The 12,916-nt window shown below is 40.5% G+C and carries 9 protein-coding genes; all 9 read right to left on the bottom strand.

What is annotated here, in order from left to right; translation table 11 throughout:
- Position 1: 1 nt before the first annotated feature.
- The 9 genes from B2107_RS14380 to B2107_RS14340 all read right to left on the bottom strand — a co-directional run bounded on the left by B2107_RS14380 (position 2) and on the right by B2107_RS14340 (position 12,656).
- The gene (locus tag B2107_RS14380) at positions 2–1,045 is read right to left on the bottom strand and encodes a COX15/CtaA family protein (RefSeq protein WP_293956357.1); all 1,044 of its coding nucleotides are present in this window, start codon (positions 1,043–1,045) and stop codon (positions 2–4) included.
- Positions 1,046–1,125: 80 nt separating this feature from the next.
- Positions 1,126–2,997: a cytochrome c oxidase subunit I gene (locus B2107_RS14375; RefSeq protein ID WP_293956356.1), complete on the bottom strand. Its 1,872-nt coding sequence runs from the start codon at positions 2,995–2,997 to the stop codon at positions 1,126–1,128.
- 28 nt (positions 2,998–3,025) lie between these two features.
- On the bottom strand, positions 3,026–4,363 hold the full coding sequence (locus B2107_RS14370) for a cytochrome c oxidase subunit II (protein WP_293956355.1): 1,338 nt from the start codon (positions 4,361–4,363) through the stop codon (positions 3,026–3,028).
- Between the two features lie 44 nt (positions 4,364–4,407).
- A complete protein-coding gene (locus B2107_RS14365; RefSeq protein WP_293956354.1) occupies positions 4,408–5,643 on the bottom strand; it encodes a quinol:cytochrome C oxidoreductase in 1,236 nt (411 codons plus the stop codon).
- A 19-nt stretch (positions 5,644–5,662) separates the two neighbouring features.
- Positions 5,663–6,301: a c-type cytochrome gene (locus tag B2107_RS14360; RefSeq protein ID WP_409529476.1), complete on the bottom strand. Its 639-nt coding sequence runs from the start codon at positions 6,299–6,301 to the stop codon at positions 5,663–5,665.
- Positions 6,285–6,821: a DUF3341 domain-containing protein gene (locus B2107_RS14355; protein WP_293956352.1), complete on the bottom strand. Its 537-nt coding sequence runs from the start codon at positions 6,819–6,821 to the stop codon at positions 6,285–6,287. Before B2107_RS14355 ends, B2107_RS14360 begins: the two co-directional genes overlap by 17 nt.
- A gap of 6 nt (positions 6,822–6,827) precedes the next feature.
- A complete protein-coding gene (nrfD, locus tag B2107_RS14350; protein ID WP_209578659.1) occupies positions 6,828–8,312 on the bottom strand; it encodes an NrfD/PsrC family molybdoenzyme membrane anchor subunit in 1,485 nt (494 codons plus the stop codon).
- A 29-nt stretch (positions 8,313–8,341) separates the two neighbouring features.
- A complete protein-coding gene (locus B2107_RS14345) occupies positions 8,342–11,356 on the bottom strand; it encodes a TAT-variant-translocated molybdopterin oxidoreductase (protein ID WP_293956351.1) in 3,015 nt (1,004 codons plus the stop codon).
- A 37-nt stretch (positions 11,357–11,393) separates the two neighbouring features.
- Complete coding sequence (locus B2107_RS14340; protein ID WP_293956350.1) at positions 11,394–12,656, bottom strand: cytochrome c3 family protein; 1,263 nt, start codon at positions 12,654–12,656, stop codon at positions 11,394–11,396.
- Positions 12,657–12,916: the final 260 nt, after the last annotated feature.

Raw genomic sequence — 12,916 nt, 5'->3', positions numbered from 1 at the left:
ATTAGTGCCGTTGCTTATTTAACAATAACAACAAGTAAAACTGCGCTCCAAATAAGAGCGTAGCCACCACCAAATGTGTTGTCTGTGCAAAGGCAGGTATTGCAAATCGAGCTAAAATAATTCCTGATAGCATTTGGATACCCACTAGAATTAGTGCAATCAAAGCAAACTTATATTGCTTAGATCCCGAATTAAAACTTGTGCGGACCAAAAAGAATAATACGATAACTAAAATCAAAGAACAATATGCCAACCAGCGATGTAATTCAAACTGTTGGCCGATAGTCGTTATAAAATCAGTTCGGGCTACTGTGGAACCAGTTAACATATCAACCTCTTCCCGAACACCCGTACCGACAATCACTTGTGTTAGCATCAGTAAAATAGAAGCTATAGCAAGTCCTTTTAATATACCCAAAGAACGATTGACCAGTAGGCTTTTGTTTCGTAATGTAACCGCTTTGAAATAAGTATAAATACTAATGCAAACAATTACAATAGCCAAAAGCATATGCACTGTAATAATCCAAGGCATTAAATTAGTCGATACAACAATTGATCCTAACCACGCCTGAAGGACTACAACAAAAAGATTGATCACTGACCATACAACGATCGAACTTCGTAATTTTAAATAGGTGAAAGAATAAATCGCTGTCAGTAACAAACAAAATCCAGAAACAACACCAACCAACCGATTAATATATTCCGTCCAGGTCTTTGCGACATTAAACTCTTCATGCTGCAAAATACTCTTATCGGTACGGAGTTTGTAAGCCATTTCCTTATCCCCGAAAAATTCTACAATCTTCGCGAAACGTTCGTTCTTCTTTGCTCTTCCTTCAATATAATGCTGTTCATATCCTTGAGGTAATTGAGAAATATCTGTGGGAGGAATAATACGGTTAAAACATTTTGGCCAATCTGGGCATCCCATACCTGACCCTGTACTCCGAACCACTCCTCCAGCAACAATGACCAAAAACAACACAATGATCGTTATAAAATTGGTCTTTATAAATCGCTTCTCCGCTGCTGGAAACATAATATTACCCCTACCTCTTAAAAAATACAAACTTCTATAAAATAGAGTAGGATCGCTCCTACTCTATTAATAAGATTCTATTAGTCTTTTCTACCATTTTGAGCATTCCATTCTGATTGGATGCGCTCAGCTTCTTCATCTCCTTCAAAATCATGAGCCAAGTTAGAACTCATGGTTTCAGAGAAAGGAACATCTTGAGGAATAAAATCCTCACTATGACCCGGCTTACTGTAATCGTAAGGCCAACGGTGCACAGTTGGAATCTCACCTGGCCAGTTACCATGAATATGTTCTACCGGAGTAGTCCATTCCAATGTATTCGAGTGCCAAGGGTTTTGAGGCGCCTTTTTACCGAAGAAAATCGATGTGAAGAAATTCCATAAGAATGCTACCTGACCTAAGGCAGCGATAATCGCAGCCCAAGTAACCAATTTATTTACAGAAACCCACTTCGCCATGAAAGCAAATTCTGTAAATGCATAGTACCGGCGGGGAACACCATCAATACCCATAAAGTGCATTGGGAAAAATACCAGATAAGCACCTATGAAAGTCAACCAAAAGTGTAAATAACCTAATTTTGTGTTCATCATACGACCGAACATCTTAGGATACCAGTGGTAAACACCACAAAGCATACCGAAGATTGACGCCGATCCCATTACCAAGTGGAAGTGGGCAACAACAAAATACGTATCGTGTAAGTTGATATCTAACGCTGCATTACCTAGGAACAATCCTGTCAAACCACCAGAGATAAAGAAGGATACCAAACCGATAGCAAACATCATTGCAGGAGTGAAACGGATATTACCTTTCCACAATGTTGCAAGGTAGTTAAATGCTTTTACAGCAGAAGGAACTGCGATAATCAGTGTGGTAATCATAAATACACCACCCAAGAAAGGATTCATACCCGTTACAAACATGTGGTGCCCCCATACGATAAACGATAATACAGTGATACCGATTAACGAATAAACCATGGCATGGTAACCGAAGATTGGTTTACGAGAGTTTGTAGCAATAACCTCAGATGTTAAACCCAAAGCTGGCATAACAACGATATATACCTCAGGGTGACCTAAGAACCAGAACAAGTGCTGGAACAAAATTGGAGATCCACCTTCGTTTGGCAAAATCTGTCCTTGAACAACAAGATCAGATAAATAGAATGACGTACCAGCAGCACGGTCAAAAATCAGAAGAACAACTGCTGAAACCAATACCGGGAATGACAACATACCCACGATAGCAGTTAAGAAGAACGCCCAGATTGTCAAAGGCATTTTCCATAAGTCCATACCCTTTGTACGCATGTTCAAAATTGTACTTACATAGTTAATACCACCGATCAACTGTGAAGCTACAAATAAAACCATACTCACCAACCACAGGGTCATACCTGTTGCAGATCCAGCGATAGCGGTAGGAACAGCCGATAGCGGCGGGTAGATTGTCCAACCAGCAGAAGCAGGTCCACTTTCTACGAAAAACGATGCAACCATAATTACCGATGCTACAAAGAACAACCAGTAGGACAACATGTTCATAAAAGGAGATGCCATATCGCGTGCTCCGATTTGATATGGAATCAATAAGTTACTAAAAGTACCTGATAGACCAGCCGTCAATACGAAGAATACCATTACGGTACCGTGAATGGTTACCAAGGAAAGGAAAAACTCCGGTTTTATACGACCACCTTCAGCCCACTTACCTAAGAATACTTCTAATATAGGGAACTCTTTATCCGGCCATGCTAATTGGATACGGAATAATACTGATAAAAGCATCGCAAAAACTGCCATGATGATACCAGTGATCAAGAATTGCTTAGCAATCATCTTGTGGTCACCCGAGAAGATATACTTTCTGATGAACGACTCCTCGTGATGATGGCCGTGCGAATCGTGATGTTCAGCGCTATGCGATATTACTGTACTTGACATATTCGATTTTATATTCAAAAATTCTTAATTAGTTCAAAGATGCTGTAACTTGTACACTATCCTTTTTCACGTTAGCTGTTTTTCCACTGAACTCTTTTTGCAAATCCTCAGTAAAATATTTATTTTGTTTAGCTAACCATTCTTTATATTTCTCCTCTGTTACGACAACAACTTTCTTCTGCATATTGTAGTGACCAGATCCACAGATCTTATTACACAACATGACGAAGTCATAGTTATAATCACCCAAACGGTCGCGCATCTCTTCTGTCGTTACAGTAGGTGTGAATTGGAAATAGTTGGTCATCCCTGGTACCGCATTGATCTGAACGCGGAAATCCGGAATGTAGAAAGAGTGAATAATATCTTTTGAAATGATATGGAAACGTACAGGTTTATTGACAGGCAACCAAATTTCAGATCCTTGAATATCATCCCAAGAATTTTTATCATTAAAATCAATACCGTATGGATTAGTTGGCGTCGTCATTTTATAATTACGTTTACCAATAATGCCATCTGAACCAGCATAACGAACATTCCATTGAAACTGCTCACCAAGAACCTCAACCTGTAATGCTGACTTTTGAAGATCTTCAGGAATATTTGTGATCGATCTCCACGTAAAGAAACCAAACAGTACCAATACTGTCAATACGACAGCAGGGACAATTGTCCACAATTTCTCGATTGCATTGTTATGAGGGTAATAGTAAGCTTGACGTTTTGCCCGCATACGGTACAAAAATGTAAACGTCAGCAACAGAATGTGTGTAATAACCAATACAAATGTTGTGATCGCTGTCGTAATGATAAACATGGTATCAATACGCTCGCCATGCTCCGTCACTGCTGAGCGCCAATAAGCTGCTCCCCAATGTACATAGGACCAATACACACCATAAAGAAATACGACCAAGAAAATGAATAACAATGACGATTGAAATGTGTTATTCGCAAACGGATTATATTTACCGTTCATTTTTCTTGTCAGTTCATAGATCGAAAGTACTTTGCCAATTACGGCAACCACTGTACAGATAACTAAGAACAACAACACATAATATGTGAAGTTTTTATAAACCTGAGGGTCTATCTGCTTCACTTCTTCAACAGCAGGAGCAGCTGCACTAGCTTCTGTACCAGAACTAGTAGATGCAACAGCAGCAGTACCTGCTGCCGCTGTTGTATCTTTTGCAACCGAATCCGTCGCTGCAGGGGCCGCTAACGCTGTAGTTGCCACTTTTGCAGAATCAGATGCTACTGTATCTTGTTGACTCGCCAGGATAGGATTTGCAAAAAGCAACCCTAGAGCAAGCACAAAACCCGAGATGGATTTGAATCTATTATTTAATTTAAAGCTCATTTCTTTTATAACGTTTTTTACGTAACCTTCCTTTAAAAGTGAAACTATATTTGGTGATGCAAACTCTCGTCCAACAAAGGATGATTTTTAGGCACCAATGCCTGCTTGCTTAATTTGCTAAACACTAAGAAAGTGAACAAACCTAAGAAACCAAGCGCAGTTCCGATTTCAATGACACCAAATCCTCTGTGCTCTGCTACCGTACCTGGCATAATCATGATGTAATAATCAAGCCAGTGACCAGCCAATAATAGAATACCGACGAACAACATGACATTTTGTTTACGTTTCGCATCGCGGTCTACCAACAATAACAAAGGTGCCACAAAGTTAATGATAATACTTAACCAAAACCAAGGTTTGTATTCCGGTTCCCAACGTTTGTAGAAATAAACTGTTTCCTCTGGCATATTTGAATACCAAATTAACATGAATTGCGCAAACCAGACGTAAGTCCAGAAGATCGAGAAACCGAACATCAATTTACCCAAATCGTGCAAATGATTTTCGTTTACCCAGTTCATATAACCCGCTTTTTTCAATACAACAACAATGATGGTAATACATGAAATACCACTTACCCACATTGCTGCAAAGTTATACCATCCGAACATCGTCGAAAACCAGTGTGCTTCTAAAGACATCACGGTATCGAAAGACCAGATAGGCGTGGTAAAACCGAAAATAACCAAGAAGATTGCTGACAATTTGAATGACTTTTTATAAGAAGCCAATCCGCCTTCCAAATCTTCCTTATAAGAAAGCTTCGCAAAAATAACTGCAAATATGCTATATGTACCCATAAATACTACTTGACGGATCAAGAAGAATGGAACATTTAAATAAGCAGACTTACCTGCGATGATAGGGTCATAATTTGTACTATGCGGATCAGTGATACCGTCTGCATTCCAGTGATGATATAAATTATGTGTAGTTAAACCTAAACCTACAATAACCAATAAAATCAATGAAGCAATTGGTAAAACACTCGCCATAGCCTGAGGTATACGTACCAAACCTGCAGACCATGCAGATTGGGTCACATATTGCAAGGCAACAAAGAATGTTCCAGCTGCGCATACACATGTAAAGTAATAACCCATCAATAACAAGTTGGCATAAGTACGCTCTACAGTAACGTGATCGCCCGAAAGCAACCCAATAGCTACAGCAGCTATACCTAGTACAACAGCGATCATACTGAACATTTTAGCTTTGCCAGCAAACTCGTATCGCTCGTTGAAATTATAATCGTGATGATGACTGTGAGTTCCCATTTATATATCTGATGTTAGATTATTTCTTTTGTAATTCGTGAACATACATAACAACTTTCCATCTCTCCTCTGGAGATAATTGAGACGCATGTGATCCCATGGAGTTGTGTCCGTAATAAATTGTATGGTAAATTTTACCATCAGTCAAGTCAGCCATCAAACCACCTCGTGAAGAGTTCGCCGCATCTGTGCGCTGATAAGATGGTGGCGGCGGAAAGTTCTCTAATTGACGGGTACCTCTTGAATCTGTCACGCTACGATCTTTGGTGATAGGACCATCACCTTTACCCTCTACACCATGGCATACAGAGCAATACGTAGTGAACAAAGCTTTACCTTTTTCAAGATTTTCGGCATTTACGACCAAAGGACTTTTTACTTCTCTTCCGGCACGCTCATAATCCTCTAATGTATTGGCATACTCAAAACGAGTAAAACCGATAGGATCTGTACCTTTAGGAGGTGTTTGTGCTGTTTTACCATCAGCAAAATTCGCATTAGGTTGATCCGGATTGAAAGCAAGCGGATCGTACATGTTACGAGAAAACTCTAAACCTGTACTACGAGTTGTTTTGTCACCACAAGAAGAAACAAGTGCTGTCAATGCCACAGCGGCGCAAAGCGTTCCAAGTAAATTCTTCTTATTCATAGCTAACATATTTTCTATCATTGTACTTAACTTCAACAGCACCAGCTTCTTTCAATAAGCTATCGATCAAAGCGTGATCTGTATTTTCATTGGCATCTACTGCAAGGATGAAACGGTCATCTGTTGCTCTCAAGTCCATTACACGAGGTGCACGTCCAGGGAATAAGTGGTTACGGAAGAAGAATGTAGCAACCATACCCAAAGCACACAATAAAATCGTAACCTCAAACGTAACCGGAACAAAGTTCGGCATACCAAAAGATGGCTTACCACCGATATTCATCGGCCAATCGTACGCCATTGTATAATACAACAAACTAAAACCTAATGTCGTTCCTAATGCTCCAAAGCAAAATGCTGCGATAGGCAAGCGAGAAGGTTTCACACCCAGCTTTGCCTCGATACCGTGAATAGGCATCGGAGTAAAGCAGTCGTAAATACTTATATTGTTTGCTTGCAATTTGTCGATCCCATGCATCATATCATCGGGATCCGCAAAACTACCTAATATATATTTTGTATTGCTCATTGCTGATTATTTTCTAACTGATAATTCTTTAATCTCTTCTTCTGTCACTGAATCATATTTCTCCAATGATTCTTGGAAGTACTTCACTTGTTCGTCAGGGAATGCACCTTCTTGAGCCAACTTAGTTTTATGTTGTAATGAAGATGATTTCAACAACAATTTCACTTCGGCGATAGCAATACCCGGTAAGAAACGTAAGAACAACAAGAACAATGTAAAGAAAAGTCCAATCGAACCTACAAAGATCCCTACGTCTGTCCAAGTTGGGTAGAACATTGCCCAAGATGAAGGTAAGTAATCACGGTGCAATGAAGTCACGATAATTACAAAACGTTCAAACCACATACCGATGTTTACAACAATCGATAAGATCCAAGAGATCGGAATACTTGTACGGATTTTTTTGAACCAGAATAACTGTGGAGAAATTACGTTACACGTCATCATCGACCAGTAAGCCCAGGCGTATGGACCCAACATACGGTTCTCGAACGCATACATTTCGTATTCTGAACGAGAGTACATGGCGATAAACAACTCAGTCAAATAAGCCACACCTACGATAGAACCTGTTGTCATGATAATGATATTCATCGACTCAATGTGGAACATCGTGATGTAGTTCTCAAAGTTCATTACTTTACGTAAGATCAACAATAAAGTCTGTACCATCGCAAAACCAGAGAAGATCGCACCTGCCACGAAATATGGAGGGAAGATCGTCGTGTGCCATCCAGGGATAACCGAAGTGGCAAAGTCCATGGATACGATTGTGTGTACAGAAAGTACCAACGGCGTGGAAATACCAGCCAAGATCAATGACACGATTTCAAAACGTTGCCAAGTCTTAACCGAACCATTCCATCCGAATGATAATACCGAATAGATTTTTTGTTTTAATCCAGTAGCACGGTCACGAATTGTCGCGATATCCGGCAACAAACCACAGTACCAGAATACCAAGGATACGGTGAAGTAAGTCGAGATCGCGAATGCATCCCATACCAAAGGAGAGTTAAAGTTTACCCAAAGTGATCCAAATTGATTTGGAAGTGGGAAAATCCAATACGCCAACCAAGGACGACCCATGTGAGCAACAACGTATGTCGCCGCACAGATTACCGCGAAGATCGTCATCGCCTCAGCGGAACGGTTGATTGAATTACGCCAGTTCTGGCGGAAGATTAATAATACAGCTGAAATCAACGTACCCGCGTGACCGATACCTACCCACCATACGAAGTCGGTGATATCCCAAGCCCAGCCTACAGTTTTATTCAGACCCCAAGCGCCGATACCTGTCCAAAAGGTATAACTAACGCTAACTACCCATAATAAAGCACCCAATACAGCTACGGTAAAACCAATCCACCATGCTTTATTTGGTTTATTTTCAACCGGTAGTAAGATATCATCCGTAATTTTTGCATACGTAATGTCCTTACCGGTCATTAATGGTTCTCTTAATATTGATTCGTTATGCGATGACATAGTATTTTTATTTCAAATATTGTACAAGATTACGCCTCAAAAGTGTTTCTAACTTTTGTCATATAACCGATACCCGGTTGAACATTGATTTCCTCAAGTACGTAATAAACACGCTCGTTGCGTAATGCTTTGGATACTTCTGATGCTGGATCATTGGCATCTCCAAAGATGATTGCATTTGCCGAACATGCTTGTTGACAAGCCATTTGGATATCGCCATCTTTAACTTTGCGATTTTCAATCTTAGCTTGCAATTTACCTGCTTGGATACGTTGGATACACATTGAACATTTCTCCATTACCCCACGTGAACGAGTAACAACATCAGGATTCAATACCAATTGTGTGAACTCATTGTTCAAGTAGTTGTCAAAACGGGAATCATTCCAGTAGGCAAACCAGTTGAAACGACGCACTTTGAAAGGACAGTTGTTCGCACAGTAACGTGTACCAAAACAACGGTTATATGCCATATGGTTCAAACCTTCTGAAGAGTGTACTGTTGCCAATACTGGACAAACCGTCTCACAAGGCGCGTGACCACAGTGTTGACACAACATCGGTTGGTGAACAACAGTGACATCTTCGAAATCTAAATCAGCCGAAGCTTTCGCAATTTCCTTCTCTTTCGTAAGATCTTGATCTTTTCCTTCGATCGTATAATAACGGTCAATACGTAACCAGTGCATCTCACGACGACGGCGAACCTCATCACGACCGACAACAGGAATATTATTTTCCACGTTACAAGCTACTATACAAGCACCACACCCTGTACATGCGTTCAAGTCGATCGCCATCACCCATTTGTGACCTGGTTGCTCGTATTTGTTCCACAGATCGTAGGTTTTGTGATTATCTGTAAAGCGTCCTGCCTCCGAGTTAGGATCTTTCAAATATTTCGCAAATGTCGTCTCACGAATAACGTTACGACCTTCGATCGTGTGGTGTGTCTGTGTTTGTGCCAATTGGTAAGTACCAGACGCTTTCGCTACAGTTGCTTTTGCAACACCTTGCACAGTACCATTGATGATAGAAGCAAAAGGGAAAGCATTTTTACCAACTTCGTTACCTGCTTTACCTACTTTTGTACGACCGTAACCTACAGCAATGGAAACCGTTCCTTGTGCTTGTCCAGGTTGTTGTACAACCGGCAATTCCAATTCAACACCATTTGCTTTTACAGTCACTTTACCGTCTTCACCCAATCCTAACTTCTCAGCATCTTTCGGGTTAAGGGCAGCATAGTTATCCCAAGTTACTTTAGAAACCGGGTCAGGCAACTCTTGTAAGTAAGCATTGTTGGCATAACGACCATCGCGAAGCGCAGAAGGCTCATAAAGTTTCAATTCAAACTCACCTGCAATCGCTTTGCCTGATGCTTCAATTGCCGAAGCCGCTGCTGCAGCATTTCCTGTAAATGCAGGAGCTGTTGCCGCTTTGGCACCTTTATATTCAAAACCAGTCTGCAATACAGCATCCCAGTTTTTCGTAGAACCTGCTAAGATTTGTGTAGACCACAAGTTCTTAACAAAGTTGTACATATCGGTATTATTTCCAGCCCAAGTCAATAAGCTTTGCTCAACTTGACGTGTCTTGAAAACAGGATTAATCGTTGGTTGGATAATTGAATACAACCCTTCTTTTGGATTAGAATCACCCCAAGACTCTAAGAAAGTACTCGCTGGAGCGATAGCAGTCAATTCAGAAGCTGTTTCATCCGCACGCTGCGCGAATGACAACGTGAAAGGAATCTGCTTCAATGCAGCTTTTACATCCTCTGCTTTGAAGTAATCGTAAACGGGGTTGCTGTTCAAGAAGAACGCTACACCAACTTGGCCAGATTTCGCAGCAGCTAAGAACGCCTGGAACGAAGAATCCGAACCTTGGTATTGTTTAGAATAGTTATCCAGGTCGATGATGGTACCATAAGCGCCTAATGCAACGTTAATTGCATTAACCAACACCTGTACATTGACATCATTAGACCCTGCAACAACAACAGCTGCGCCTTTGCTATTCACCAATTCTTTAGCCGCTAATGCGACACCTTTTTGAGCTTTTTTGTTTGCAGTTGCTCCAGCCAATGATTGACCAGTAATTGCATTATATAAAGCGATTAACGTAGCACCCTCTTCCGAAGGTTTGATAGCGATACGAGCGTCAGCATTTGTACCCGTCATGGAAAGACCAGATTCAAACTGCACGTGACGTGACATTTTTCCGTTTTTCAACGATTTATAGTCACGATTTTTAGCGTATTGTTGTGTATGCTCCTCACCTGCCAACCAAGTTCCTAAGAAATCAGCCGCAACGGAAACAATCACATTTGCATTTTCAAAATTATAAGAAGGAACCACTGCTCTACCAAAAGAAGCTTTATTTGCTTCAATAATACCGCTGTATGATACAGCATCGTATTGTACATGGTTAACCGTAGGGAATTTCGTTCCGAAAGCAGCAATAGCTGCCAAAGTTGAAGGACTGTTTACCGTATTAGAAACGATCGTAATTTGTTTACCAGAAGACGCCGCAGCATTTAACGCTTTAACAACTTCCCCATCCAATTTAGACCACTCCACATCTTGACCTTTCAATTGTGCCTGTTTCAATTTGGACTCATCATATAAATCCAATACAGAAGCAGCAGTCGTTGAATCCAAACCTTGGTTCAAACCAATTGCATTCGGGTTAGGCTCAACATTGATCGGACGACCTTCACGAGTTTTAACCAAGATACTTTGACCGTTGAACGTCGAAGCATAGTAGTTAGGGATACCTGGAGTTACCTCTTCAGGTTTAATCAAATAAGGAACTGCCTTATGCACAGGAGTACGGTTACAAGCCGCTAAAGAAACAGCACCCAAACCAAATCCTAATGCTTTCAAGAAGTCACGGCGAGGAGTTTTTGTGCTCAAGCCAGCTTCATTTAATACATCTTCTACAGGAATAGACTCGGCAAACTCACCCTTGCTTCCTTCAACGAAAGCAGGAGTTTGATTTAACTCTTCCAAACCTTTCCAATATTTTTTATTGCTATCCATTTAAGCTGTATATAAGATTGCGTATTTCAAATAATTATTAATAGTGACATTTACCACACTCAAGACCACCGATCATGGCTGCAGTCATTTTTTCACCCTTCTTAATTCTTTCGTGTGCTTTAATCAAATCTTCATAGTACTTATTATCTGACTTGATATCTGTCTTTTTGTGACAATCAACACACCATTTCATCGTCAATGGAGAGTATTGGTACACCTCTTCCATATTCTGAATTGGACCATGACAAGTCTGACATTCCACACCAGCCACTACAACGTGTTGTGAGTGATTGAAGTAAGCAAAATCAGGCAAGTTGTGGATACGAATCCATTGAATTGGCTTCGGATTATTACCGTAAGTACGCGTATCAGGATCCCAATCCAATGCACGGTAGATTTTAGCAATTTCCGGAGAAATTTCACCATCATAATGCTCTGAAGCAGTGATTGTATTGTGACAGTTCATACATACGTTGGCCGATGGAATAGACGCATTTTTAGATTTAAATGCTCCACCGTGACAGTATTGACACTCAATTTTGTTAACACCAGCGTGGATTTGGTGCGAGAACTTAATTGGTTGAACTGGCTGATAACCTTGATGAACACCAACGTTCCACATTGTTTTCCAACCGCCTACAGCTAATAACGCAACCAACATCAATACCGTAAAACCAACCAACTTTTTGTTCTTAACGAATGCTTTCGCAAACTTCACAAAACGTTGGCTATCTTCAGGCTCCTGTTGAGCAGCAATAGCTTCTTGGTTTTTAGCAATTACATTTTCTAAGGTACGGATCACACGATTCAACACCACGATAACCACTACAGCCAAAACAACAACTGCGATCAAGCCCAAAATCATGAACATAGACGCGTTATCATCTTTAGCTCCAGCGCCACCAGCAGCAGCCTCTTTCGGTTTCTCCTTAGACGCATCTGTGATATACGCTAATACCGACTTGATCTGATCGTCAGATAAATCAGTAAAAGAAGTCATCACAAGCTTGTTGTTCTCTTCGAAGATTTTAATCGCCTCAGCATCTCCAGACGCAATTAAAGCCTGAGAGTTCTTGATCCACTTGATTAACCAAGCTTCGTCTTTCGTCTCTGGAATCCCTTTCAAAGCAGGACCGACCACTTTTCTGTCAATGGCGTGACAGGATGTACACTTAGATTTGAAGATTTTTTCACCTTCCTTGACATCTTGCGCATGCAACGTCGTAACGGCAAATAATAGCATCAAACTCGTTGACACCACCCTCGCAAGGCTTCCCAAAACGGATGAGATAGTTCTCATATTTAGCACTTTATACTATTTATTTGTGAATGTAAAAAATTAACTCCCATGGTTAAAGGAGCCACTACCCCCCTAACAATGCCACAAAAGTATGATTTATTAATAAATCGCTGACAATTTTGTGACCTTTAATATCAATTTATAATCATTCTAAACAATTGCGTTTAAACAAGGATAAAATAACATTTCGCTATTAAAGTAGTTCCATCGCTACAACTTTTCATTTGGATAGCCACTCAAATATAAGACAATTCCATGAC

This window comes from Sphingobacterium sp. UBA7855, assembly GCA_002500745.1.
In the GTDB taxonomy this organism is placed as follows: domain Bacteria; phylum Bacteroidota; class Bacteroidia; order Sphingobacteriales; family Sphingobacteriaceae; genus Sphingobacterium.
The sequence above is the reverse complement of the archived record's forward strand: the minus strand, read 5'-3'. Positions and strand labels throughout refer to the sequence as shown.

Coding starts and splice junctions, on each gene's coding strand:
- B2107_RS14375 (WP_293956356.1), bottom strand. CDS start 2,997: ATGTCAAGTACAGTAATATCGCATAGCGCTGAACATCACGATTCGCAC.
- B2107_RS14380 (WP_293956357.1), bottom strand. CDS start 1,045: ATGTTTCCAGCAGCGGAGAAGCGATTTATAAAGACCAATTTTATAACG.
- B2107_RS14340 (WP_293956350.1), bottom strand. CDS start 12,656: ATGAGAACTATCTCATCCGTTTTGGGAAGCCTTGCGAGGGTGGTGTCA.
- nrfD (WP_209578659.1), bottom strand. CDS start 8,312: ATGTCATCGCATAACGAATCAATATTAAGAGAACCATTAATGACCGGT.
- B2107_RS14365 (WP_293956354.1), bottom strand. CDS start 5,643: ATGGGAACTCACAGTCATCATCACGATTATAATTTCAACGAGCGATAC.
- B2107_RS14360 (WP_409529476.1), bottom strand. CDS start 6,301: ATGTTAGCTATGAATAAGAAGAATTTACTTGGAACGCTTTGCGCCGCT.
- B2107_RS14370 (WP_293956355.1), bottom strand. CDS start 4,363: ATGAGCTTTAAATTAAATAATAGATTCAAATCCATCTCGGGTTTTGTG.
- B2107_RS14345 (WP_293956351.1), bottom strand. CDS start 11,356: ATGGATAGCAATAAAAAATATTGGAAAGGTTTGGAAGAGTTAAATCAA.
- B2107_RS14355 (WP_293956352.1), bottom strand. CDS start 6,821: ATGAGCAATACAAAATATATATTAGGTAGTTTTGCGGATCCCGATGAT.